This is a genomic window from Anaerosalibacter bizertensis (assembly GCF_009696605.1).
GTDB classification, from domain to species: domain Bacteria; phylum Bacillota; class Clostridia; order Tissierellales; family Sporanaerobacteraceae; genus Anaerosalibacter; species Anaerosalibacter bizertensis.
On record NZ_VULR01000010.1, the window covers coordinates 1 to 25,013 of the forward strand.

The 25,013-nt window shown below is 30.6% G+C and carries 23 protein-coding genes and 1 riboswitch; of the genes, 16 read left to right on the plus strand and 7 right to left on the minus strand.

From position 1 onward, the window contains the following. Positions 1 to 347: 347 nt before the first annotated feature. Together ppsA and nifJ are read left to right on the plus strand one after the other, a co-directional pair. On the plus strand, positions 348 to 2,708 hold the full coding sequence (gene ppsA / locus FYJ27_RS08095; RefSeq protein ID WP_154484348.1) for a phosphoenolpyruvate synthase: 2,361 nt from the start codon (positions 348 to 350) through the stop codon (positions 2,706 to 2,708). Positions 2,709 to 2,836: 128 nt separating this feature from the next. Continuing rightward, complete coding sequence (gene nifJ / locus FYJ27_RS08100) at positions 2,837 to 6,367, plus strand: pyruvate:ferredoxin (flavodoxin) oxidoreductase (RefSeq protein ID WP_154484349.1); 3,531 nt, start codon at positions 2,837 to 2,839, stop codon at positions 6,365 to 6,367. Between the two features lie 25 nt (positions 6,368 to 6,392). Here nifJ and FYJ27_RS08105 read toward each other — a convergent pair whose 3' ends face one another. Together FYJ27_RS08105 and FYJ27_RS08110 are read right to left on the minus strand one after the other, a co-directional pair. After that, on the minus strand, positions 6,393 to 6,584 hold the full coding sequence (locus FYJ27_RS08105; RefSeq protein ID WP_226808925.1) for a CDIF630_02480 family spore surface protein: 192 nt from the start codon (positions 6,582 to 6,584) through the stop codon (positions 6,393 to 6,395). A 73-nt stretch (positions 6,585 to 6,657) separates the two neighbouring features. After that, positions 6,658 to 7,461, minus strand: coding sequence for a MetQ/NlpA family ABC transporter substrate-binding protein (locus FYJ27_RS08110; protein WP_229775507.1), 804 nt, complete (start codon positions 7,459 to 7,461; stop codon positions 6,658 to 6,660). A gap of 392 nt (positions 7,462 to 7,853) precedes the next feature. On the opposite strand from FYJ27_RS08110, the gene FYJ27_RS08115 reads away from it, so the two are divergent. Continuing rightward, complete coding sequence (locus FYJ27_RS08115; protein ID WP_154484427.1) at positions 7,854 to 9,143, plus strand: IS110 family RNA-guided transposase; 1,290 nt, start codon at positions 7,854 to 7,856, stop codon at positions 9,141 to 9,143. A 166-nt stretch (positions 9,144 to 9,309) separates the two neighbouring features. Here FYJ27_RS08115 and FYJ27_RS08120 read toward each other — a convergent pair whose 3' ends face one another. The 3 genes from FYJ27_RS08120 to FYJ27_RS08130 all read right to left on the minus strand — a co-directional run bounded on the left by FYJ27_RS08120 (position 9,310) and on the right by FYJ27_RS08130 (position 11,539). Beyond that, positions 9,310 to 9,951, minus strand: a complete 642-nt coding sequence (locus FYJ27_RS08120; protein ID WP_154484351.1) for a methionine ABC transporter permease — start codon at positions 9,949 to 9,951, stop codon at positions 9,310 to 9,312. After that, the gene (locus tag FYJ27_RS08125; protein WP_154484352.1) at positions 9,951 to 10,955 is read right to left on the minus strand and encodes a methionine ABC transporter ATP-binding protein; all 1,005 of its coding nucleotides are present in this window, start codon (positions 10,953 to 10,955) and stop codon (positions 9,951 to 9,953) included. Before FYJ27_RS08125 ends, FYJ27_RS08120 begins: the two co-directional genes overlap by 1 nt. A gap of 116 nt (positions 10,956 to 11,071) precedes the next feature. Next, positions 11,072 to 11,171, minus strand: a riboswitch (SAM riboswitch). Positions 11,172 to 11,266: 95 nt separating this feature from the next. Continuing rightward, positions 11,267 to 11,539, minus strand: a complete 273-nt coding sequence (locus tag FYJ27_RS08130) for a YkuS family protein (RefSeq protein ID WP_154484353.1) — start codon at positions 11,537 to 11,539, stop codon at positions 11,267 to 11,269. Between the two features lie 139 nt (positions 11,540 to 11,678). On the opposite strand from FYJ27_RS08130, the gene FYJ27_RS08135 reads away from it, so the two are divergent. The 12 genes from FYJ27_RS08135 to FYJ27_RS08190 all read left to right on the plus strand — a co-directional run bounded on the left by FYJ27_RS08135 (position 11,679) and on the right by FYJ27_RS08190 (position 21,915). Then, positions 11,679 to 11,885: a hypothetical protein gene (locus FYJ27_RS08135; protein ID WP_154484354.1), complete on the plus strand. Its 207-nt coding sequence runs from the start codon at positions 11,679 to 11,681 to the stop codon at positions 11,883 to 11,885. A gap of 16 nt (positions 11,886 to 11,901) precedes the next feature. Then, positions 11,902 to 12,165 (plus strand): spore coat protein, encoded by a 264-nt coding sequence (locus tag FYJ27_RS08140; RefSeq protein WP_154484355.1) that lies wholly within the window; start codon positions 11,902 to 11,904, stop codon positions 12,163 to 12,165. A gap of 234 nt (positions 12,166 to 12,399) precedes the next feature. Beyond that, complete coding sequence (gene pyrB / locus FYJ27_RS08145; protein ID WP_154484356.1) at positions 12,400 to 13,323, plus strand: aspartate carbamoyltransferase; 924 nt, start codon at positions 12,400 to 12,402, stop codon at positions 13,321 to 13,323. After that, positions 13,323 to 13,754: an aspartate carbamoyltransferase regulatory subunit gene (locus FYJ27_RS08150; RefSeq protein WP_154484357.1), complete on the plus strand. Its 432-nt coding sequence runs from the start codon at positions 13,323 to 13,325 to the stop codon at positions 13,752 to 13,754. The genes pyrB and FYJ27_RS08150 overlap by 1 nt, the downstream gene beginning before the upstream one ends. Before the next feature lie 2 nt (positions 13,755 to 13,756). After that, complete coding sequence (locus tag FYJ27_RS08155; RefSeq protein ID WP_154484358.1) at positions 13,757 to 14,959, plus strand: dihydroorotase; 1,203 nt, start codon at positions 13,757 to 13,759, stop codon at positions 14,957 to 14,959. Further along, entirely contained in the window at positions 14,946 to 15,815 is an 870-nt protein-coding gene (pyrF, locus tag FYJ27_RS08160; protein ID WP_154484359.1) for an orotidine-5'-phosphate decarboxylase, read from the plus strand. The genes FYJ27_RS08155 and pyrF overlap by 14 nt, the downstream gene beginning before the upstream one ends. Then, entirely contained in the window at positions 15,796 to 16,530 is a 735-nt protein-coding gene (locus FYJ27_RS08165) for a dihydroorotate dehydrogenase electron transfer subunit (RefSeq protein ID WP_326831058.1), read from the plus strand. The genes pyrF and FYJ27_RS08165 overlap by 20 nt, the downstream gene beginning before the upstream one ends. Next, a complete protein-coding gene (locus tag FYJ27_RS08170) occupies positions 16,523 to 17,419 on the plus strand; it encodes a dihydroorotate dehydrogenase (RefSeq protein WP_154484360.1) in 897 nt (298 codons plus the stop codon). Before FYJ27_RS08165 ends, FYJ27_RS08170 begins: the two co-directional genes overlap by 8 nt. Before the next feature lie 4 nt (positions 17,420 to 17,423). Further along, positions 17,424 to 17,984 carry an orotate phosphoribosyltransferase gene (pyrE, locus tag FYJ27_RS08175; RefSeq protein WP_154484361.1) on the plus strand — a complete coding sequence of 187 codons (561 nt, stop codon included), beginning with the start codon at positions 17,424 to 17,426 and terminating at the stop codon, positions 17,982 to 17,984. A gap of 104 nt (positions 17,985 to 18,088) precedes the next feature. After that, positions 18,089 to 19,528: a spore germination protein gene (locus FYJ27_RS08180; protein WP_154484362.1), complete on the plus strand. Its 1,440-nt coding sequence runs from the start codon at positions 18,089 to 18,091 to the stop codon at positions 19,526 to 19,528. Positions 19,529 to 19,532: 4 nt separating this feature from the next. After that, positions 19,533 to 20,795 carry a Ger(x)C family spore germination protein gene (locus FYJ27_RS08185; protein WP_154484363.1) on the plus strand — a complete coding sequence of 421 codons (1,263 nt, stop codon included), beginning with the start codon at positions 19,533 to 19,535 and terminating at the stop codon, positions 20,793 to 20,795. A 1-nt stretch (position 20,796) separates the two neighbouring features. Continuing rightward, positions 20,797 to 21,915 (plus strand): GerAB/ArcD/ProY family transporter, encoded by a 1,119-nt coding sequence (locus FYJ27_RS08190; protein WP_154484364.1) that lies wholly within the window; start codon positions 20,797 to 20,799, stop codon positions 21,913 to 21,915. On the opposite strand, the gene FYJ27_RS08195 is transcribed toward FYJ27_RS08190, so the two are convergent. Together FYJ27_RS08195 and FYJ27_RS08200 are read right to left on the minus strand one after the other, a co-directional pair. Beyond that, positions 21,916 to 23,280 (minus strand): HAMP domain-containing sensor histidine kinase, encoded by a 1,365-nt coding sequence (locus FYJ27_RS08195; protein ID WP_154484365.1) that lies wholly within the window; start codon positions 23,278 to 23,280, stop codon positions 21,916 to 21,918. A 3-nt stretch (positions 23,281 to 23,283) separates the two neighbouring features. Further along, the gene (locus FYJ27_RS08200; protein ID WP_216383031.1) at positions 23,284 to 23,979 is read right to left on the minus strand and encodes a response regulator transcription factor; all 696 of its coding nucleotides are present in this window, start codon (positions 23,977 to 23,979) and stop codon (positions 23,284 to 23,286) included. A 372-nt stretch (positions 23,980 to 24,351) separates the two neighbouring features. On the opposite strand from FYJ27_RS08200, the gene FYJ27_RS08205 reads away from it, so the two are divergent. Continuing rightward, a complete protein-coding gene (locus tag FYJ27_RS08205) occupies positions 24,352 to 24,699 on the plus strand; it encodes a hypothetical protein (protein ID WP_154484366.1) in 348 nt (115 codons plus the stop codon). Positions 24,700 to 25,013: the final 314 nt, after the last annotated feature.

Sequence of the window (25,013 nt, forward strand, 5' to 3'; positions counted from 1 at the left end):
AGTAGGCACTAGTTAAAAAACTTAAATTCATCTCCTCAATAATATTGTGCACCAGGAAAACCTCGTCATCCATATCAAAATTATTAGTCAAATCAAAACTAAAAGATAGTTGCATTTTTTTGATTTTTGCTTTATGATTAAATTTAGTATGGTTTTTCATTGCAGATAAATTATACTAAAAAACAGGTCTTAGAGCCAGTGCTCTTTGACCTGTTTTTATTTTATGGGTTGTTTATTTTGAAACAGCCCCTTTTTTATTAAAAAAAATAAAAAAAATCATAAATAGTATGACACATATAATAATATATGCTATAATATATATATAATTATTTTCAGGAGGTGCCCCAATGGGAAAATATAAATACATTAAATGGTTTAATGAAATTGATAAAAATGATATACCAATAGTAGGCGGAAAAGGTGCTAATTTAGGAGAACTTACTCAAAAAGGAGTAGATGTACCACCAGGATTCTGCGTGACAGCAGGAGCTTATACAGATTTTATTAAGTTATCTAAATTAGAGGATAAAATAAAAGAAAAAATAGACGGGTTAGATGTAGAAGATTCTTCTGAACTTCAAAAGAGAGCGGCAGAAGTTAGAGAACTTATAAATAACTGTGAGATTCCGAAAGAAATAAAAAGTGACATAGTAGATTCTTATAAAGAATTTAGTAAAAATGTGAAAGTTGAAAATCCAGAAGTAGCTATTAGAAGTTCTGCAACAGCAGAAGACTTACCAGAAGCTTCTTTCGCTGGACAACAAGATACTTATTTACACATAAGTGGAGTAGAAGAAGTTCTTAATTTTTCAAGAAAATGTTGGGCTTCACTTTGGACAGCAAGAGCTATATATTACAGAGAAAAACAAGGATTTAACCATTTTGAAGTTGCACTAAGCGTAGTTGTTCAAAAAATGGTTAACAGCGGAAAATCAGGAGTAATGTTTACAGCAAACCCAGTAAACAGTAACAAGGATGAAATAATGATTAATGCAAGCTGGGGACTAGGTGAAGCAGTAGTATCAGGTACAGTAACTCCCGATGAATATATATTTAATAAAAATGATAAAAAGGTTTCAGAAAAACATATTGCTGAAAAAATTACAATGATCGTTAAAAGTGAAGAAGAGGTAGGAACAGTAGAAGTTAAAGTTGGCGACTATTTAGGATTTGAAAAAGTAAATGAACAATGTTTAACTGATGAAGAGATACTAAAACTTGCAGACTATGGAATGAAAATAGAAAATATGTATGGAAGCCATCAAGATATTGAGTGGGCATTTGATAAAGATACTAAAGAGCTTTATATATTACAAGCAAGACCAATAACTACATTAAAAGATGGAGGGGAGTCAAAAGCTGTGACTGAAAAAACTGAATTAACATCATTAGTAAGAGGTTTAGCAGCTTCACCAGGTATAGCTAGTGGAAAGGTGAAGAATATCAAAGATATAAGTGAAATTTCTAGAGTAGAAGATGGAGATGTATTAGTAACAGTAATGACAAATCCAGACATGGTGCCAGCTATGAGAAGGGCTAGTGCAGTAGTTACTGATGAGGGTGGAAGAACTTGCCACGCAGCTATTGTATCTAGAGAGCTTGGTATACCATGTATAGTAGGAGCAAAGACAGCTAGTGAAGTTTTAAAAGAAGGAATGGAAATAACAGTAGATGCAACTAGGGGAGTAGTTTACGACGGAATAGTTCTTCAAGAAGATAAAGAAGAAAAAGCTGAAGCTGCTTCAGGAGCTGCAGTTGTTAGTGAAGATTTAATAAACCAATTAGCACCTATAACTGCTACTAAAATCTACATGAACCTTGGTGAACCTTCTATAATAGGAAGATATAAAAATCTACCTTTTGACGGAATCGGACTTATGAGAACTGAATTCATATTTACAAATATGGTAGGTGCTCATCCAATGTACCTAGTTAAAACAGGTCAAGGAGATTTATTAATAGATAAAATGGCAGAGGGAATTACAGCAGTAGCACAAGAAATATATCCAAAACCAATAGTTGTTAGACTTAGTGACTTTAGAACTAACGAATTTAGAGGACTTAAAGGTGGAGACGAAGTAGAACCAATAGAAAACAATCCAATGATTGGTTGGAGAGGTGTATCAAGATATATTTCACCAGAATATGAAGAAGGATTCAGACTTGAATGTAGAGCAATGAAAAAAGTAAGAGAAGAGTATGGATTAACAAACGTATGGGCAATGCTTCCTTTTGTAAGAACTACATGGGAACTTAAGAAGGTAAAGCAAATAATGGCAGAAGAAGGCCTAGTTCAAGACAATAGCTTTAAAATATGGATAATGGCAGAAGTACCATCTGTAGTATTTGAAGCAGAAGAGTTTGCACAACTTGTAGATGGATTTAGTATAGGAAGCAATGACTTAACTCAACTTGTAATGGGAGCAGATAGAGATTCTGGTATATTAAATAATATGGGTTACTTTGATGAAAGAAATGAAGCGGTAAAAAAAGCTATTTCAATATTAATTAAAGCTGCACATAAACATGGAAAGACTATTTCAATCTGTGGTCAAGGTCCATCACAATACCCAGAATTTGCTGAGTTCTTAGTTCAACAAGGAATAGACAGTATGAGTGTAAACCCTGATACTGTAGCATATACAAGAAGATTAGTAGCTGGAGTAGAACAAAGAATGATCTTAAAGAAAATAAGAGAAGATAGATAAAATTTAATAAAATATTTTTCCTAAAGCCTTGTATTCAAAATGAATACAAGGCTTTTTCCATTTAGTATGTATTATTGTTTGACAAATGTTGAATAATAAGTATAGAAAAATGGAATGGAGGTTTTTGTATGACAAGAAGAATGAAAACTATGGATGGAAATGAAGCGGCTGCTTATATTTCCTATGCTTTTACAGAATTAGCAGCTATTTATCCTATCACTCCTTCTTCACCAATGGCTGAATTGGTTGATTTATGGTCTAGCCAAGGGAAGAAAAATATATTTGATCAAAGGGTTAAAGTAGTGGAGATGCAATCAGAGGCAGGTGCATCAGGAACAGTTCACGGTTCGTTGCAAGGAGGAGCACTAACAACTACTTATACAGCTTCACAAGGGTTACTTCTTATGATTCCAAATATGTATAAAATGGCAGGGGAACTCCTTCCAGGAGTATTCCATGTAAGTGCTAGAGCAATAGCTACCCATGCACTAAGTATTTTTGGAGACCATCAGGATGTAATGGCAACTAGACAGACTGGATTTGCCTTATTATGTTCTAGTAGTGTTCAGGAAGTTATGGACCTGTCAGGTGTAGCCCATTTAAGCGCAATAAGTGGGAGAGTTCCTTTTTTACATTTCTTTGATGGTTTTAGAACTAGTCACGAGATACAAAAGATTGAAGTTATAGAATATAATGAATTGGAAAAGTTAGTAGATTATAAAGCTATAGAAGAATTTAAAAATAGATCTTTAAATCCAGAGAGACCAGTAGTTAGAGGAACAGCACAAAACCCAGATATATATTTTCAAGGTAGGGAGATTTCTAATCCATACTATGAAAAATTACCTGAAATAGTAGAAAACTATATGAATAAGATAAATGATATTACAGGAAGAGATTATAAACTTTTCAACTATTATGGTCATCCAGAAGCTGATAGGATCATAGTAGCTATGGGTTCTGTTTGTGAAACTATAGAAGAAACAATAGACTACCTGATTGAAAAAGGAGAAAAGGTAGGTCTCATAAAAGTTAGATTATATAGGCCATTTTCAGTAAAACATTTCAAAGATGTTCTACCAGAAACAGTGAAAAGTATAGCAGTATTAGATAGAACAAAAGAACCAGGGGCTTTAGGAGAACCGCTATACTTAGATGTAAGATCTGCTTTTTATAATTCAGATATAAAGCCTCTAGTAGTAGGTGGTAGGTATGGACTTGGTTCAAAGGATACTGTACCAGCAGATATAATAGCTGTATATAAGAATTTAAAAAAGGATGCTCCAAAAGATCGATTTACTATATGTATAGATGACGATGTATCTCATACATCATTAGAAGTGAAGGATTTTGTTGACACATCTCCAAAGGATACTATTAAATGTAAATTTTGGGGACTTGGATCTGATGGAACTGTAGGAGCAAATAAAATGGCAATAAAAATAATAGGGGATAATACATCGTTATATGCTCAAGGATATTTCTCCTATGACAGTAAAAAATCAGGAGGAACAACTGTATCCCATCTTCGATTTGGAAAAACTCCAATAAAATCTACTTATTCAGTCCACGAAGCTGACTTTATTTCTTGTCACAATAAATCCTATATATATCATTATGATATTTTAAAAGGATTAAAAGATGGAGGAACTTTTGTTTTAAATTGTCCATGGGAAGAGTATGAGTTAGATGAAAAGCTTCCTCACTATGTAAAAAAATATTTAAAGGATCATAATATAAATTTCTATATAATAGATGGGGAAAGTATTGCTCAAGAGATTGGATTAGGCACAAGGATAAATATGATAATGCAATCAGCCTTTTTTAAATTAGCAAATGTGATTCCAATAGAAGATGCAATAAAATATTTGAAAGAGTTTATAGAGAAAACCTATGGTAAAAAGGGAGAAAAAATAGTAGAAATGAACAACAAGGCAGTAGATGAAGGAGTAAATAGTGTTGTAAAAGTAGACATACCAGAGGGTTGGGGAAATATAGATGTACAAGAAGAAAAAGAAGAAGTAAAAGATGAACCAGATTTTGTAAAGAGGATTCAAAGACCTATGGCAAAATTGGAAGGAGATAATCTACCAGTAAGTGCATTTAAATATATGGAAGATGGAACATTTCCAATGGGAACTACTGCCTATGAAAAGAGGGGTATAGCAGTACTTGTTCCTCAATGGCAAACAGATAAGTGTATTCAGTGCAATCAATGTTCTTTTGTATGTCCTCATGCAGTTATAAGACCTTTTCTATTAGATGAAGAAGAGGTGAAAAATAAACCTGAGACTTTTGAAACGAAAAAAGCTGTTGGAAAGGGATTGGAAGGACTAGAATATAGAATACAAGTAAGTCCCCTTGATTGTACAGGATGTGGAAACTGTGCAGATATTTGTCCAGCACCAGGAAAAGCATTAGTAATGGTGAAGGCAGAAGAAGAAATTGAAAGACAGGTTGACAATTGGGAATATGCAGCTAACAACATTTCATATAAAGATAATCTGATGAGTAAGACTATGTTGAAAGGAAGTCAATTTTCTAAACCATTACTTGAATTCCATGGGGCTTGTGCAGGATGCGGAGAAACTGCTTATTTAAAGTTAGTAACTCAACTCTTTGGAGATAGAATGATGATAGCCAATGCTACTGGTTGCTCATCTATTTGGGGTGCTAGTGCTCCATCTATTCCTTATACAACTACCAAAGATGGTAGAGGTCCAAGTTGGGCAAATTCATTATTTGAAGATAATGCAGAGTTTGGACTGGGAATGTATCTAGCTGTAAAACAGACAAGGGAAAAACTTGCAAGTCTAATGGAAAAAGGTATAGAAGAAAATATTAGTAGTGAATGTACAAATATATTTAAAGAATGGTTAAATTATATGGATGATGGTGAAAAATCAAAAGAAGTATCTGATAAACTGTTAAAGATCATTAGTAAGGATGAGTATAATGGAAACTCAACTATTGGAAAAATACTTAAATTAAAAGATTTTCTCGTGAAAAAGTCACAATGGATAGTTGGAGGAGATGGTTGGGCCTATGATATAGGATATGGAGGACTTGACCATGTGATTGCTACAGGAGAAGATGTAAATATCTTAGTATTTGATACGGAAGTGTATTCAAATACTGGAGGTCAGGCATCGAAAGCTACACCTACAGCTTCAGCAGCTAAATTTGCTGCTTCAGGAAAAGTAACGAAGAAAAAAGATTTAGGAAGAATGGCCATGACTTATGGCTATGTATATGTGGCACAAGTGTCATTAGGAGCAAATATGAATCAAACCCTTAAAGCTATAAATGAGGCAGAGAACTACAAAGGTCCTTCACTTATAATATGTTATGCTCCATGTGTTGCTCATGGTATTAAGGTAGGTATGGGAAAAACTGTAGAAGAAGAGAAAAAAGCTGTAGAATCAGGTTATTGGCATCTTTATAGATATGATCCAAGATTAAAGGAAGAAGGGAAGAATCCATTTATATTAGATTCTAAAAAGCCAGAAAAACCTTTTAAAGATTTTATACTAGGAGAAGTAAGATACTCTCAAATAGAAAAAACATTTCCTGATTTAGCAGAAGAATTATACGAAAAAGCTGAAAAAGATGCATCTGAAAGATATGAAGTATATAGAAAGCTTTCAGAAAAAAAATAAGAGCAAGGATATCCTTGCTCTTATTTTACTTCTGATTTTGTTCAACCCATTCTTTTGCCCTTACTACTCCTTCTAGGGTAGGAATTGGTACTCTTGATTCTGGCTTTAGTCCCTTAATATCATAGTAAGCTGCTGTTTTTTGATTTTCTATAGGGATAGACATTTTTTTTTCTTTAAATCTATTGACATTTAAATTTTCATTATTGTTTTTAGCCACTCTATCCCTCCTCATAGTATATTATCTGCAGATATTTAAAAAATAAACTATAAGGTTTAAAACATATTTTATATTAAAATCCAGGAATTACAGCTCCATTGTATTTTTCTTCAATAAATTTCTTTGTTTTTTCACTTTGAAGAGCTTTTATTAATTTTTGAAACTTTTCTTCTTTTTCTTCTCCAGCTCTTATAGCAATAATATTTGCATAAGGTGAATCTTTATCTTCTAGAATTAGAGCATCTTTTGTTGGAGTCATACCTGCTTCAATAGCATAGTTTCCATTGATTATAGCTCCATCTATATCTTTTAGTATTCTTGGTAGTTGAGCAGCTTCCATTGGTTTAAAAGAAAAGTTTTTAGGGTTTTCTTCTATATCTTTTTCTGTAGCTGCAAGACCAGCATCTTTATTTAACTTAATCAATCCATGTTTTTCAAGAAGCAAAAGTGCTCTTCCGCCATTGGTAGGGTCGTTAGGTATAGCTATAGTACTCCCTTCTTTAAAATCTTCAATAAATTTATAGTTAGAAGAATATAATCCTAAAGGTTCTACATGAACTTTTCCAAGAGAGGCAATATCAATATTACGTTCTTCTTTGAAGTCATTCATATAAGGTTCATGTTGAAAGAAATTAGCATCGATTTCTTTGTCAGCTAAAGATAGATTAGGTTTTACGTAGTCTGTAAATTCTATTATTTCTAAGTTTACACCTTCTTTTGCAAGATCATCTTTAATATTTTCTACTATTTCCCTATGTGGTACAGGGGATACTCCTATTTTTATAGTATTTTCACTACCCTTTTTTTTCCCACATCCAGTAAGTAATGAAAAACTAAGAACTAAAATCAGTAATGATAATAAAATATTTTTTTTCAAAATAAACTCCTCCTTGTACAATATAGTTATAATCAAATTACAGTTTTCCACTGTAATAATTATCAATTTCTTAAATAATAATATAGTCTTCTTTTCTAATCATTAAATACATTTCTTTGGCTTCTCACCCTAGCCATAAGCCTAGTTTAATTTGGCCTGAACCATGACAACATTGTATAATTAATTATGGATTTGGAGGTTGATGAAACTCCTCCTAGGACGCCTTTAGGCGACTACCTGTAAAAAAGAGTATCTATCCATTCTCATAAGATTACATTATTTGGCTGGTTGAGGCCAGTTAACACTGGTTCCTCGTGTCACATGCAAGGTTGTGTACTTATTTGAGAAGGAATGGATTTCTAAATCCAAATACTTTATTTAGGAGGTTTCTTATGGATTATCCACCTGTAGCTGGAATTGATGTTGGTAAAAATTTTAGTGAGATGTGTATTTTGTCCCCTAATAATGAGATTTATCATCGTATTAAGATCTATCATGATTCAATTGACAGTATTAAAAAGGCTATAGGTCTATTGCAAAAAGCAGAAAAGGATTTTGCAATTAGGCCTGTCGTAGTCTTAGAATCCACTGGGCACTATCACAAAATCCTCTTCCACTATCTTTCTGATTCTGGATTTGAGGTCTCTATCATAAACCCCATCCAATCTGATTCTATCAAAAATATTGGAATAAGGAAAGTAAAAAATGATAAATTTGATGCCCATAAGATTGCATTGCTTTATAGGTTTTATTTTATTAAGACTACTGTTGTTCCTGATGATGTTATTGACTGCCTTAAAAGCCTTTGTCGCCAATATTACAAGTTAGGTGATGAACTTACTACTTACAAGAATAGGCTTATTGGCATTATTGATCAAGTAATGCTAAACTTTACAGATGTCTTCCAAAATGTATATTCAAACACTGCCTTAGCAGTACTTGATAGGTATCCTTCACCTAAGCAAATTCTAAAGGCTAACAAACAAACATTAATATCACTTATTGAAAAAACTTCTAAGAAAGGTCTAGGATGGTCTACTGAAAAATATGAACTTTTAGTTTTAAAAGCTAAGGAGTTTAAAGACTTAAGTATCAGTAATCCTGGAAATCTAGCCATTCTCAAAGTTAATATTTCCATGGTAAGAACCTTACAAGATGCCCAAAAAGACATACTTGACGCAATTAATGAAATTATTTTAGCAGATTCTTTAGAAGATAATCCTGTATTGGCACCTATTATTAATCTGCTATGCAGTATTCCTGGTATCGGGATACTAACTGCTGCCACGATACTTGCTGAGGTTGGTGATTTTTCTGCATTTTCTAGCCCCAATAAACTTGTAGCTTTCTTTGGAATTGACCCCTCTGTTAATCAATCGGGTGAATTCATTGGAACTCGTAACAAAATGTCTAAAAGAGGCTCTAGATTGCTTCGTAGGGTCATCTTTACAACTGCTTTAGCCAATATTCGAAGTAAGAGAAATGGTGACAAAACTAATCCAGTTCTCTATGAGTTCTATCAAAAAAAGTGTACAAACAAGCCCAAAAAGGTTGCATTAGGTGCTGTAATGAGAAAATTAGTAAATATTATATTCGCCGTCATGAGAGACAAAAAGCCTTTTGAGCTAAGAACCCCAGAAGAGCATGAGGAACTACTTCTTACTAGGTCTTCAGTAGCCTAATGATCTGTATTTAATGTTTAGTTTTCAAAGAACAATTTTAAATAACAGCTTCGTTTTTTAAACCAATAATCATTGGTTTATTAGGTGTGCATTTTTTTATTATTAATTTTTCAAAAAATATTTAATATTATTTTGCTAAAATCTATTGACTTTAATTAGCTGGTCTTTATTTTTTATCTATTGAAATAGCTATTTTATTTCCAAGGAATTGAATACCTTGAACTAAAATAATGATTATTATAACAGAAGCCACCATAATATTGGTTTTAAATCTATATAGTCCATACCTTATGGCTAAATCTCCTAATCCACCTCCACCTATTGCTCCGGCCATAGCTGAGTATCCAATTAAGTTAATAATAGTTAGAGTAATTCCCATAACTAAAGAAGGCATAGCTTCTGGAATAAGTACTTTAAAAACTATTTGAGAAACTGTAGCTCCCATAGATAGGCTAGCTTCAATTACTCCTCTATCTACTTCTTTTAAGGCATTTTCAATAACCCTAGCTACAAAAGGTGCTGCGGCAATTGAAAGAGGTACAATAGTTGCAGTAGTTCCAATAGTACTTCCTACAATTATTCTAGATAGTGGAAATACCAATATCATTAAAATAATAAACGGGAAAGAACGAAGAATATTTATTATTCCACTAAGTATTTGATTTAATAAGGGCTTTTCCCATATTCCACCTTTTTCTGTTATAACCAATAATATTCCTAATGGAAACCCTATAATCAAAGAAAATATAGTAGAAAAAAACACCATATATAATGTTTCAAGTAGTGAGGGAATTAAAAGTTCTAACATTAGATCACCTCCAGTCTTATATTTTCTTTTCTAAGCCAATCTATAGCTTTTTCAATTTCATTGTCTTCACCTGAAATTTCTAGTACTAAATTTCCTATGCTTGTACTTATCAGTTCATTTATGTTTCCTGAAAGAATATTTACATCTATATCAAATTGTTTTACCATTTTAGAAACAATAGGTTTTTTTGCGTTTTCTCCAACGAAACTAAGCCTTAAAATTTTACTTCCAGATTTTCTTTGATAATTTATCCCTTCTTGAGTATTTATTTTTAAAGTAGAAATAAATTCTGTAGCAGTTTTAGTTTTAGGATTAGCAAAAATCTCCTCTACTGTATTAAGTTCGATTATTTCTCCATTTTCAATAATAGCCACCCTATCACAAATATCTTTTATAACTTCCATTTGATGGGTTATAAGTACAATAGTTAAGCCAAATTCTTTCCTAATTTTATTTAATAATTCTAATATAGACTTAGTAGTTTTTGGATCTAATGCAGATGTTCCTTCATCACTTAAGAGTATTTTTGGATTATTAGCTAATGATCTGGCAATAGCTACCCTTTGTTTTTGTCCTCCGCTTAATTGGGAAGGATATGCAAATTTTTTATCCTCAAGGTCAACATATTCTAAAAGAGTGTTAATCTTTTTATCTATTTCATCTTTTTTCAATCCTTCTAATTCTAAAGGAAAAGCAATATTCTGATAAACATTTTTTGAAGATAGAAGATTGAAATGTTGAAAAATCATACCTATGTCTTTCCTTGTTTCTCTTAAATCGGTATTATTTAGATTAGTAATTTCTTTTCCATCAATAAAAATTTTTCCATTAGTAGGCTCTTCAAGTCTATTTAAACATCTAATTAGTGTGGATTTTCCAGCACCACTTAATCCAATTATTCCAAATATTTCTCCTTTCTTAATTTCAATATTAATGTTTTTTAAAGCGTAGATTTCTTTATTATTATTTTTATATGTTTTAGATAGTCCTTCTACTTTTATCAATCAAATTCACCCCTTTAATTAATTACTATATTAAACTATATTATATAGAAAAAACCTCTTTCCTCAGGTTTTTTTGTAATAAAAAAACCTCTTCAAGAAGAAAGAGGCAAAATCCTCTCTCATCTTCCGGTTAATACCGCAGGAATTAGCACCTTGCAAATTAATGCAGGCTGCCGGGCTTCATCGGGCCAGTCCCTCCACCACTCTAGATAAGAGTTTATCATTATTTTCATATATTAATTTTCAAATCCAACTTTAAATTACATTCTATTATTAAACTTATACTTTGTCAAGTAAATATAGATATTCTATTATTTTATATTGTTATATCTAGATTCTAATAATTCATATATTTCTTCAGGAGTTCGCCCTTTAGCTTCAATTACTGGTATCTGTGGATTTTCATAAGTTGTTCCATTAGTGCTTAAAACATCTATTCCAGAAACAATTACTGCACTATATTCATTAGAATTTATTTTATCTAAATTTTTATTTTGATGAAGTGTATAAACATCATATCCAGAATCCTTTAAAAAGTCTATAAAAGGAGTTAAATTGTTTTCAACAACTACTTTTTTATTCAAATTATCACCTCCACTGAAATTATTATTTCCACTTTTCTATTTTAATATTTAAGTTCTTTTTTACCATGAATAAATCTACACATATCAAGCCAAAATATTAAAGGATGAAAAAATATAAAGAAAAGAAAGGAGAAATCTTATGGCTTTAAAAAACACTTTGAATTTAGGTAATATAAATCAACAAGAACTTCAAAGTATAAGGGAAATTGCTAGTAGTCATCAAATGATGGCTACAAAGTTTGATTTCTATTCTAATCAATGTCAAGATCAACAGTTAAAACAATTATTTAAACAATCAGGCCAAGATGCTCAAACTACTGCTACAAATTTAACGAATTCATTATAAATATAGGAGGTATATTATGCAAGAAAAAGATATGGTAGCCGATATATTATCTGGTACAAAGGCAAGTATAGATAGTTATTCAAAAGCTATAACAGAATGTGCTAACCAACAACTTAGAAGCACATTACAACAACTTAGAAATGAAGCAGAACAATTTCAATATCAATTATTCCAAATAGCAGAACAAAAAGGTTATTATACTCCAGCACCAACAGCAGATCAACAATCTATTCAAGAAGTTAAAAGTGGATTAAGTGGTGGAACTGCAGGAATGAAATAGTTAAAAGGACTCCATTTGGAGTCCTTTTAAAATTAAAAATTATTGACAAAAAACTTTAAATATGATATTGTAAATAAAAATAAATAGGGCCTTTAAACTGATCCTGTGAGATCGGAAAGGGAAGCGTATAATGGCCTTGCTATATCTATGCCTTCCTTTAAGGAAGGTTTTTTTATGCTCTTTGGCCCGTTTCTTTTAAATTAGTCCAGAGAGGCTAAAAAAGGAGGGAATAAAATGTTAAAAGGTAGACATTTAATTGGTTCAGAAGATTTTACAATAAGGGAATTAGAAGAAATATTTAAATTAGCAGATGAGATAATAGAAGATCAAGATAGTTTTTTAGATTCTTGTCATGGAAAGATATTAGGAACTCTTTTTTATGAACCTAGTACTAGAACTAGATTGAGTTTTGAATCTGCTATGTTAAGGCTTGGAGGTAATGTAATTGGTTTTTCAGAAGCAGCTTCAAGTTCTGTAAAGAAAGGTGAAAGTATTCCAGATACAGTAAGAACTGTAGGTTCTTATGCAGATATTATAGCTATGAGACATCCAAAAGAAGGAGCACCTAGATTGGCTTCTTTTTATTCACCAGTCCCTATCATAAATGCTGGAGATGGTGGACATCAACATCCAACTCAAACACTTACCGATCTTTTAACTATTAGAAATACAAAAGGTCAATTTTCAAATTTAACCATTGGACTTTGTGGAGATTTGAAATTTGGAAGGACTGTCCATTCACTTATAAAAGCTCTTTCAAAATATGAAAATAATTCATTTGTATTGATTTCTCCTCAAGAATTAAAAATACCCGATTATATAAAAAGTGACGTATTAGATAAAAACAATATAAAATATATTGAAGTTGAACGATTGGAAGATGTTATGTCTAGTTTAGATATATTGTATATGACTAGGGTTCAAAAAGAACGTTTTTTCAATGAGGCAGATTATATAAGACTTAAAGATAGTTATATACTAGATTCTAAAAAAATGGATTTAGCAAGAAAGGATTTAACAGTATTGCATCCACTGCCAAGAGTTAATGAAATTAGTTATGAAGTAGATACTGATCCAAGGGCTTGTTATTTTCAACAGGTTAAATTTGGCATGTACGTAAGAATGGCTTTAATGCTAAAACTTTTGGGGGTGAGATAATGTTGAATATAGATAGTATTGTAAATGGTATAGTCATAGATCATATAAAAGTTGGATATGGTTTTAAAATATTTAATTATTTAGGTTTAAATAATGCTGATTGTAGGGTTGCTTTAATCATGAATTCTCCTAGCAAAAAACATGGAAAAAAAGATATGATAAAAATTGAGAATGTTATGGATTTAGATTTAACTATGTTGGGTTTTATAGATCCAAATATTACAGTTAATATAATTGAAAATGAAAAAATAAAAGAAAAAATCAATCTTTCCTTACCAGAAAAAATTGAAGGAGTAATAAAGTGTAAGAATCCTAGATGTGTAACTTCTACAGAGCGAAATATAAAGCATATCTTTGTCCTTACAGATGAAGAAAAAGGGATATATAGATGCCAGTATTGTGATCATATTTATGATACTTGGGAGGAATAGATATGAAATTACTTTTAAAGGGAGCTAAAGTCATTGATTATAATAAAGAATTTAAAGGTGATATTTATATTGAAGATGGTAAAATTTTAGACTTTGGCCCTGACTTGAATTATGATTGTGAAATTATTAATTGTAATGGTTTAGTAGTTATGCCGTCTTTTATAGATTTGCATACCCATTTTAGAGATCCAGGCTTCACCTATAAAGAGGATTTATACACAGGGAGTAAGGCTGCATTAAAGGGAGGATATACCTTTGTAAATCTTATGGCTAATACAAATCCAATATGCAGTAGTATGGAAGTGGTAAATTATGTGCTGGAAAAATCTAAAGAATTAGATTTAATAGATATTCATCAAACTGTTTCTATAACAAAAGACTTTGATGGAAAGACTTTAGAGCATATAGATAGCCTAGGAAAAGAAGTTAAATTTTTATCTGATGATGGAAAAGGAGTCCAGGAAAGTGTAGTAATGTATAGAGCCCTTAAAAAGGCTAAGGAAAAGAATTTAACTATTATAGCCCATGAAGAAGATGAGGGGATAGTTGGTGTTGATAGTAGACTTTCAGAAAACATAATGACTTTTAGAGATATAGAACTTGTGAGGGGGACAAGGGCTAAACTTCATTTGGCCCATGTAAGTACAAAACAAGCTATAGAGGGGATAGTTAAAGGGAAAGAAGAAGGGCTACCTATTACATGTGAAGTAACTCCACATCATATATCACTTTATAATAATTCTTATAAGGTAAATCCACCTATAAGGAAAAAAGAAGATGTATCAGCATTAATTGAAGCTATAAAAGCTGGATATGTAGATGCAATAGGGACAGATCATGCCCCCCATAGTGTGGAAGATAAAAAGAATGGAGCTTGTGGAATATCAGGTTTAGAAACAGCTTTTTCAATTTCTTATACTACATTAGTTAGAGGTGGACATATATCCCTTAACAAGCTATCAGAAATAATGTCAGCAAATCCAGGGGAAATTGCAGATATAAACAAAGGTAGAATAGAAGTAGGTTATGATGGGGATTTAGTATTATTAGATTTAAATAAAGAAGTAAAAATAAATAGTGAGAACTTTGTCTCTAAAGGGAAGAATACTCCTTTCAATGGAGAAAAGTATTGGGGCGAAATAATAGCCACTATAAAAAGTGGAAAAGTAAAATATAATGGAGGGATAGAAGTTGATTATAGATAGATTATATGAAGAGGTAGAAAGAAAAGGGAATGTATGTGTAGGATTAGATACCAGTTTAGAATATATTCCATCTACTATGAAAAATAGCTATCACTCAGTAGATGATGTATTGTTCTATTTTAATAAAAGGATAATAGACGCAACTATAGATATAGTACCTTGTTATAAAGTTCAAATTGCTTTTTATGAAGCTCATGGACTAAATGGAATGTTGGCTTATAAAAAAACTTTGGACTATATAAGGAATAGAGGTGCTATAGCTATAGCAGATATTAAAAGAGGAGATATTTCTTCAACTGCAAAGGCCTATGCTAAGGCCCATTTTGAAGGGGATTTTGAAAGTGATATTATTACTTTAAATCCGTATATGGGATTTGACAGTGTTGTTCCTTATCTTGATTATGTGAAAAATAAGGAGAAAGGATTGTTTATACTTCTTAGAACTTCAAATGAAGGAGCAAAGGATATTCAGTATTTAAATATAGATGGTAAAGAAAAAGTATATAATTATGTAGGAGATAAAATTAAAGATATAGCTTCTAAACATATGGGGAAATGTGGCTATAGTTCTATAGGAGCGGTAGTTGGTGGCACCCACTTAGAAGAGGCAGATGAAATTAGGAACAGATTGGGAAATATATTTTTTCTAATACCAGGCTATGGAGCACAAGGTGGAAGTGGTAGTGATGTAGCTTCTTACTTAAAAAATGGAAATGGTGGAGTAGTCAATTCTTCTAGAGGAATAATTACATCTTATAAAAAATATGAAGATGGAATAGAAAAGCTTGATTATTATGTTAGAAAAGCTGCCTTAGATATGAAGGAGGATATACTTAGTGAAACCAAAACAATGTAGTGGAAAGGTAGTATCAAATATTAAAATATTAGACAATATATATGAAATGAAATTAACTGGAGATTTTCAAGGGAATCCGGGACAGTTTTATATGCTTAGAAGTTGGGGTAAAGAGCCTTTTTTATCAAGACCCCTTAGTATTTGTAATATAGAAGGAAATTTATTGACTTTTTTATATGAGGTAAAGGGGAAAGGGACAGATATATTTTCTAAACTTAGAGAAGGGGATGTACTTAATTTATTGGGACCTTTAGGAACGGGTTTTCCACTAAATAATAAAGGGAAAATTGGAGTAGTAGCAGGAGGAATAGGTATAGCCCCAATGATCTACCTATGTAGAAGTCTAAAGGGTGACATAGATTTTTATGGAGGATTTAGAGAAAAATCTTTTTATATGGATAGAATAGAGGAAAACATAGATAAGTTATACATTTCAACAGATAGTGGAAAAGAAGGCCACAACGGATTTATAACAGATATATTTAATCCAGAAGAATATTCTGTAGTTTATACATGTGGTCCAATGCCTATGATGTCAAAAGTGAAAAATATTTGTGAGGGAAAGAATGTGCCCCTATATATTTCTATGGAAAAACGTATGGCTTGTGGTGTAGGAGCATGTCTTGGCTGTAGTATAAAGACTACCTCTGGAATTAGAAGGGTATGTAAAGATGGTCCAGTATTTAGAGGAGAGGAGATTATTTTTCATGACTAGTGTAGAAATGTTTGGAATAAAGTTTAAAAATCCTGTTATTACTGCTTCAGGCACTTTTACCAGAGATTATGAAGATTTTTTTTCACTATCAAAATTAGGAGGAATATGTACAAAAGGATTAACTTTAAATGAGAAAAAAGGAAATAGTGGAATTAGAATACATGAAACTACGGGAGGACTTTTAAATAGTATAGGCCTTCAAAATCCAGGTGTAGATAGATATATTTCTGAAGAGCTTCCTCATATGGAAAAATACGATACAGTAATTATTGCTAACGTAGGAGGAAGCACTATAGAAGAATATGTAAAAACCATTGAAAAACTAAACAATACTAATATACCTATAATAGAGTTGAATATCTCTTGTCCCAATGTAAAAGAAGGTGGAATGGCTTTTGGTATAAAATCTGATGTAGCTTTTAAAGTAGTTAGAGAAGTGAAAAAGATATGTAAAAAGCCATTAATAGTTAAGCTTTCACCTAATGCAGAAAATATTTTGGATATGGCTTATAAATGTTGTGAGGCAGGAGCAGATGGGCTTTCACTTGTAAATACTTTTAGCGGAATGGCAATAGATATAAAAAACAGAAAGCCTGTATTTGATAATACAATTGCAGGGTTATCTGGTCCTTGTATTAAACCAATTGCATTAAGAATGGTTTACGAAGTTAGTAGGATTGTTAATGTACCTATAATTGGAATTGGGGGAATTGTAGACTATAAGGATGCTTTAGAATACATAATGGCCGGAGCTTTAGCAGTACAAGTGGGAAGTGGAAATTTTATGAAGCCAGATATATGCTTAGACATAATAAATGGTATAGAAGAATTCATGGAAAAAGAAAATATAAAATCTCTTGAAGAAATAAGAGGTATTGCTAGGAGGTAATATTATGTTGATTGATTTACTTAAAGAAACAGAAGCTTTATTGGAAGGCCATTTTTTACTTTCATCAGGGAAACATAGTGATAGATATGTACAATGTGCAAAACTACTTCAATATCCAGACAGTGCAGAAAAAGCTATAGGTATAATAGTGGAAAAACTTAAAGACATAGACTTTGATGTAGTAGTAGGACCAGCTATGGGAGGGGTTATTGTTAGCTATGAACTTGGAAGACAAACTGGAAAGCCTGCTCTATTTACAGAAAGGGTAGAGGGAAAGATGGTGTTAAGAAGAGGATTTAAGATAGAAGAAGGACAAAAAGTTCTTATAGCAGAAGATGTAGTGACTACAGGGAAATCTTCCTATGAAACTATACAGGAAATAGAAAGCTTGGGAGGAGAAGTAGTAGGTATTGTGTGTATTGTAGATAGAACTACTAAAGCATTAGATATACCAGTATATGGAGGAACGAAACTTGAAATAGATACTTATGATGAAGAAAATTGTCCTCTATGCAAAAGTGGAATTCCATATAAAAAATTAGGAAGTAGAAATCTTAAGAAATAGGTGCTCATTTACAGAGTACCTATTTTTTTATGGTATTTTTATCATAATTAATGCAAGATTAACCCATACTATAAATAGAATATTTTGCAAAGGGTGTTTATATATTGATTTCAAAAGATATAGATAAAAATAAAGAGAGATTAATAGAAGAATTTAATAATACATCTGATCTTGTAGCATATGAATTTAGGACTAATTCTAATTTGAAAATAATTATAAGCTATTTAGAAGGTTTTATTGATAAGAATACATTGGATAGAGATGTTTTAAAACCAGTAATAACTAGATTAGAAAGTTATAATGATCTAAAGAAGATTATATTTGTTTCTGGTATAAAGGAAATAAATACTTTTGAAGAAATTATAGAAGAAATAGTATCTGGAAGTTTGATTTTATTTATTCAAGGTTGTAAAGAATGTTTTTCTATAGATTTAAGACATTGGGAAAAAAGGTCTATTGAGGAAGCTGATTCAGAGGCAGTAGTTAGAGGACCTAAAGAAGGATTTATTGAAGATATATCAACTAATAAGATGCTTCTTAGAAGAAAGATTAGAAATCCAAATTTAGTTTTTGAAAACTATATATTAGGGGAGCAAACTGAAACAGAAATTTCAGTTGCTTATATTAAAAATATTGTAAATGAGGACGTTTTAGATAAAGTAAAAAAAAGAGTCCAAGATATTAATACAGACTCCATATTAGAATCTGGCTATATAGAGAGTTATATAGAAGATAGCCCTTATAATATAGTATCTACCATAGGTAATACTCAAAAGCCTGATATAGTTGCTGGAAAAATATTAGAAGGAAGAGTGGCAATATTTTGTGATGGGACTCCTCATGCTTTGATTATTCCTCGTTTATTTATAGAAAATATACAGGTAAGTGAAGATTATTATTCAAGAACTTATATAGCAACTTTTTTAAGAATGTTAAGATTTTTTGCTTTATTCTTAGGTATTTTATTGCCAGGTTTATATGTTGCACTTCAAACATTTCATCAGGAGATGATTCCTACAGTTTTATTAATAACTATGGCAGGTGCTAGAGAAGGAGTTCCTTTACCTTCAGTATTAGAAGCTCTTTTAATGACCGTAATGCTTGAGCTTATAAAGGAGTCGGGAGTTAGGCTGCCTAAAGCAGTAGGTTCGGCAGTAAGTATTGTTGGAGCCTTAGTACTAGGGCAAGCAGCTGTTGAAGGTGGTATAGTTAGTGCACCAATGGTTATAGTAATAGCTATTACAGCAATAGCAGAGTTCGCTGTCCCAGCTCTTACAGAAGTAATGATTTTATATAGATTATTTCTTATTGTACTTGGTGGATTTATGGGGCTATATGGAATTACCTGTGGATTAGTAGTAATTATTATAGGAGCAGTTTCATTGGATCCTTTTGGTATTCCTTATGGTTATCCTATTGCTCCATTAGATAAAACAGGACTTAAAGACTTTATTATAAGGTTTCCCCTTTGGAGTATGAAAAAAAGGCCTGGATATTTAGTAAAGAAGAATAGAATAAGACAAAGAAACGTACGAAAGAAGTGATAGAATGAAAAAAAAGTCTGTTTTACTTATCTTTATTTTATGTCTTACTTTAATTATAACAGGTTGTTGGAATTCTAGAGAATTAAATACTTTAGGAATTGCTACCGTCATAGGAATAGACTGGGAGGATGAAAAAATATTAGTTACTATAGAAGTTATAAATCCTAGGCCAGTAAAGGCAATGTTGGAAGCTAAGCCAGCGGATTTAGTTCTATATGTTCAAGGAAGAGGAGATACAATTTTTGGTGCTCTTAGAAATATATCTTTGAAATTTGACAGAAGGATTTTTGTATCTCAAAACAAAATATTTATATTTGGTGAAGAGTTTGTTAAGAAAGGTTTTATTAATCATATAGACGTGCTACAAAGAGATCATGAGTTTAGAGAAACAGCGTATATACTAGTAGCAAAAGAGAAAAAAGCTACAGATATTATGGGAGTTCATGAGGCGGTAGAAGAGATTTTAGGAATGTATATGGAAGATATTATTGAAAATAAAAAATTTAACCCTAAAGGAGTTGATGTTAATTTATCAGAATACTTAAAATATTATTATGACTCTGGGAGACAGCCTATTTTAGGAGTAGTAGATAGGAAAGAGAAGAATGCAATTAAAAAAGCTGATACACATGAAGGAAAAAAAGAGTATGAATTAGTAGTAGAAGGTTGTTCCATATTTAATAAGGAAAAATTATCTGGTTATTTGAATGGCGAAGAAACTAGAGCTTTAAATTTTGTAAGAAATGAGGTAAAAGGGGGGGAGATTGAATTTCCTACTCCAGTAAAAAACGTAGATCATTATAGCACACCTACCCCTAGTATTAAAGATTCATCAAGTGCTATAAATACGCCAAATAGGAGTAAAAGTGTTCTTGAAATAATTAAAAGCAAAACTAAAAGTGATGTAGAAATTAAAAATGGGAAATTTATATTAAAGACAAAAGTTAAGATGAGAGGAATGCTAGGAGATGTAAGTGGAGATATCGATATATCAAATGAAGAAACAATAAAGTTAATTGAGGAGTCTTGTTCAAAACAAGTTAAGGAGGAAATTGAAAACAGTATAAAAAAAGTGCAGAAAAATTATAAAACAGATGTATTTGGATTTGGAACTTTAGTGCATAGAAAGTACCCAAAAGAATGGCGTCGTATAAGTTCTGATTGGAACAATATATTTTCACAAGCTGATGTTCAGGTAGAAGTAGAAACCAATATAATTAGAACAGGTCTTGTGAATACATCCACTAATAAGATAAAGGGAGAATAATATGAAAGATAATGTTAGAATAAGTTCATATCAAGCAATTTTATTAATTATTGCTTTTAGAATTGTTCTTGCTTTTTCCTATCAACCAGCTATAAATGCACCACCAGGTAATCAAGATAATTGGATAATGATATTTTTATCAACAATTTATAGTATAATATTATGTGTGCCTATGCTAATTCTGAGCAATAAATTTAGGGATTTTACATTAATAGAATATATGAAATTAATATATGGGAGAATATTAGGAAAAATAATAGGATTTTTTTACTCGATGGTTTTTCTATTATTTACGATTATATTTGTTTCTATTTTAGTTGAGATATTAGATTCTACCATGTTCCCAGAAACTCCTACATGGGTTACAGCATCTATGATGTTAATAACTTGCATTTATATTTCATATAAGGGATTAGAGAGCATTGGAAGAGGTGCAGAAATATTTGTTCCTTTAATATTAGTAGTTATTGCTGTTATAATTATATTGGGAATAAATGTTTTAGATTTTGGCGTTTTTTTACCTATACTAAGTGATTCATCTTTTAAAGATATAAATATAGGTGCAATAGAAATTGGAACTAAGTTTGTAGATATTTTGATTTTAGCAATGCTTGCACCTTACTTAGATAAAAGAGAAAATTTAAATAAGATTTTTATAAAGTCTTTAATTTATTCTATTTTAATAGTAGTTTCGATGATAATAGTTTCTCAAGCTGCATTAGGAATAGAACAAGCCAAACATGCTAATTTTCCTTTTTTTACCTTTGCTAGACTTATAAATGTTTTCGAGATAGTACATAGAATTGAATCAATTTATGTCGTAGCTTGGATTACAAGCAATATTGGCAAAATAACAGGATATTTATTTTTTACTACTGTATCTTTAGGCCAAACATTTAGGAAGGGAGAAAATAAGGTATATATAATTCCTGTGTCTATAATTGTTTTTATATCATCAGTTTTAATAAAGGATAGACGTTCTATTTTAGCAGCTAAAGAACCTTTGAATAAAATAACACTATTTATAGCTTTAACTTCTATATTTATTATCCCTATGATAGCTTTAATAGTATATTTTTTTAGAAGAGACAGATTGAAAGATAAAATTAGTGCTAAATAATTACTTTATAGGGAGAATTATATTAAAATTAGTTCCTTTGCCTAAAATACTTTCAACGGTTATTTTTCCTCCATGAGCTTCTACTAAAGATTTTGTAATGGTAAGGCCTAATCCTGACCCATCATTTTCTTTGTTTATATGGTTATTAGATCTGTAAAATCTATTGAAAATATTTGGCAGATCTTTTTTATGAATACCTATTCCATTGTCTTTAAATTCAATATGAACACAATCTTTATCATTTCTAAGATTTAATATTATTTTTCCATCCTTATCTAGATATTTGTAAGAATTAGATATTAAATTATATATTATTTGCTTAAATTTGTCTTTATCTGCTAATATGGTTACATTTGGTTCAATTTTAGTTATAATTTCATAACCACTTTTTTTAAATATAGGTTTAAACGATTCTGTTATTTTTTCAAGTTCATTAGAAATATTAAAATAAGATTTATTTAAATTAAGTTCAAGCTCTTCTAATTTTGAAATATCCCTTAGCTCATTTACTAATTTCGTAAGATGGTCAACTTCTTCATGAAGTATTAAAAGGTTTTTTTCATCTATTTCCCATATTCCATCAATCAAGGCTTCTATATGGGTTTGCAAAGTAGTTAAAGGGGTTCTAAGTTCATGAGATATATCAGAAGTAAATTTTTTTCTAAAGTTATCTTGTTTTTGTAGTGTTTCTCCTAGATAATTTATAGAATTAGATAAATCTTTAATTTCCTTTGTATTTGTATTAATTTTAGAACGAGAAGAAAGATCTCCTTTTCTCATTTTATTAGCTGTATCTGTGATATTAATAATAGGATATGAAAGTTCTTTTGAAAGCACTATACTTATTATAAAACCTATCAAAGTAGTAATAAAAGTTGACATTAGAAAAGATTTAGATAGTGTTTCTTTAAATATTATGGCGCTTTCTGTTAGGTATGACTTATCCATATATCCAATTATTAAAGTTCCAATTTTATTGTTATTATCATAGAGAGGATATTCCTTTTCAATATAGTTTCCTTCTATAATACGAGGTTTTCTCATATTTCTCATCATTCTTCTATGATGATCCATGTGGTTGTTATGTGAATTGCAAACTGTTTTTCCTGTATCATTTTTTATTTCAATATAAACTCCTTCCAAAGAAGATAATTTTGAAATATCTTCTTCGTTAAGATAAGGTCCTTTTGTTTTATATAGATTTTCTACTATGTCTTTAACTTTTTTTAGTTTTGTATTTTGTTCTTCAATTAGGTAGGTTTCAAATTTTCTATTTATCATATAATTAGAGACAAAACTAGTTATAATAATTGAAATAATAATAGATAAAAGTAGAGTTAATACTATTCTTTTAGTTAATGACATATTTTACTCACCTCCAAACTTATAACCTACTCCATAAACAGTTAATATATATTTAGGTTCTTTAGGATTGTCTTCAATTTTTTGTCTTATATTTTTAATATGGGTATCTATAGTCCTATCAAAACCTTCATAATCAATACCAAAAGCTTTTTCTATAAGTTGTTCTCTACTGAAAACTTGCCCAGGATTAGTTAGAAGAGCAGATAATATTTTAAACTCATTTGTAGTTAACAATATAACCTTTCCATCTTTTTTGACTTCCATTTTATCTATGTCTACTTCTAAATCTTTATTATTAAAAGATAGTTTTTCAAATAAGGGATTAGAATCTCTATAACTTCGTCTTAAGAGAGCTTTAACTCTACTAACCAGTTCTCTTGGACTAAAAGGCTTTGTAACATAGTCATCAGCACCAATAGCCAATCCTTCTATTTTATCGTCCTCATCTACTTTAGCTGTAAGCATAATAATAGGAATGTCTGAAGAAGTTCTTATATGATTACATACCTTTTCTCCAGAAATTATAGGTAACATTAAGTCTAGTATAATAAGATGAAAAGTTTCAGAATTAAATAAATCAAGAGCTTCTTTTCCGTCTATAGCAGTTTTTACTTCAAATCCTTCTTTTTCGAGATATGCTTTAACTACATCAAGTATTCTTTTTTCGTCTTCTACTACTAATATTTTTTTATTATTCACAAAAATCACCTCAATTATATATTACCCAATGTAAGAACAAGAAAAGCGGAGATTTATCTCCGCCTAATCTTTTATATGCTATTATCTTGCGATCTATTATTTCTAATAAGCTTTATTGCTAATGATATTAGTATTGCCCAAAATATAATTTTACTTATGGGCCCAAAAATGGGACTCCAAAAACCTCCCATTAATCCATATCTGGCTCCATAACAAAACATATATAAACCCTCCCTAAGTACTTTTAGCATAATTATAACCCTAGATTATGAAGCAATTATGAAGACAAATTTCTTCATAATTGCTCTATAATTTAATACTATAATAAGATTAAATAAAAATTCAAATATATTATATAGGGAGGAGATAGAATTGAAAAAAACATTACTTGTTTTAGGAGTTCTTTTAGTTCTTGCAACAACTTTTGTTTATGCTCAAAGTGAAGGAGATATTAATCCACCACCAAAGTCAAGTTATACTTATAATAACAATATAGAAGAATATCAAAATGATATGAGCGAATGGCATAAAGATAGAATTGAATATAATAGGAATAGAGTTAATGAAGATTTAAAGGAAGGAATAATTACTAAAGAAGAAGCAGAAAAATGGAATGAGCACTTCAATTATATGGAAAAATGGCATGATGAAAATGGATTTTACCAAGGCTCATGTCATGGAGGAAGAAGAGGATATGGAAATGGAATGATGAGAAGGTAATACCTTTTTTAAAGTTAAAAAACTATGAAAGCTTTAATAAAATTTTATTAAGGTTTTCATAGTTTTAATTTTTTGATATAAAGAAATAGAGAGTGTGCAAAATTCCCAAATTGTATAGCAGTTTTTTAAAGTTTTTAGATTATGGTTTTAGTGTAAAAAGATATATAATAACTTATTTTATTGTAGTTTTATTGAATAAGAGCTATTGCAATTTAAAGATTATTTTAAGTTGTTTTTTATTTTAAGACAACTTTATACTTTTTATATTAGTAATGTATAACTAAATTTAGCATAATTATAAACATATCTTTATA

Excerpts from the sequence above, each read along its gene's own strand:
- ppsA (WP_154484348.1), top strand. The coding sequence starts at position 348 with ATGGGAAAATATAAATACATTAAATGGTTTAATGAAATTGATAAAAAT.
- nifJ (WP_154484349.1), top strand. The coding sequence starts at position 2,837 with ATGACAAGAAGAATGAAAACTATGGATGGAAATGAAGCGGCTGCTTAT.
- FYJ27_RS08115 (WP_154484427.1), top strand. The coding sequence starts at position 7,854 with ATGGATTATCCACCTGTAGCTGGAATTGATGTTGGTAAAAATTTTAGT.
- FYJ27_RS08120 (WP_154484351.1), bottom strand. The coding sequence starts at position 9,951 with ATGTTAGAACTTTTAATTCCCTCACTACTTGAAACATTATATATGGTG.
- FYJ27_RS08135 (WP_154484354.1), top strand. The coding sequence starts at position 11,679 with ATGGCTTTAAAAAACACTTTGAATTTAGGTAATATAAATCAACAAGAA.
- FYJ27_RS08140 (WP_154484355.1), top strand. The coding sequence starts at position 11,902 with ATGCAAGAAAAAGATATGGTAGCCGATATATTATCTGGTACAAAGGCA.
- pyrB (WP_154484356.1), top strand. The coding sequence starts at position 12,400 with ATGTTAAAAGGTAGACATTTAATTGGTTCAGAAGATTTTACAATAAGG.
- FYJ27_RS08150 (WP_154484357.1), top strand. The coding sequence starts at position 13,323 with ATGTTGAATATAGATAGTATTGTAAATGGTATAGTCATAGATCATATA.
- FYJ27_RS08155 (WP_154484358.1), top strand. The coding sequence starts at position 13,757 with ATGAAATTACTTTTAAAGGGAGCTAAAGTCATTGATTATAATAAAGAA.
- FYJ27_RS08170 (WP_154484360.1), top strand. The coding sequence starts at position 16,523 with ATGACTAGTGTAGAAATGTTTGGAATAAAGTTTAAAAATCCTGTTATT.
- pyrE (WP_154484361.1), top strand. The coding sequence starts at position 17,424 with ATGTTGATTGATTTACTTAAAGAAACAGAAGCTTTATTGGAAGGCCAT.
- FYJ27_RS08185 (WP_154484363.1), top strand. The coding sequence starts at position 19,533 with ATGAAAAAAAAGTCTGTTTTACTTATCTTTATTTTATGTCTTACTTTA.
- FYJ27_RS08190 (WP_154484364.1), top strand. The coding sequence starts at position 20,797 with ATGAAAGATAATGTTAGAATAAGTTCATATCAAGCAATTTTATTAATT.
- FYJ27_RS08195 (WP_154484365.1), bottom strand. The coding sequence starts at position 23,280 with ATGTCATTAACTAAAAGAATAGTATTAACTCTACTTTTATCTATTATT.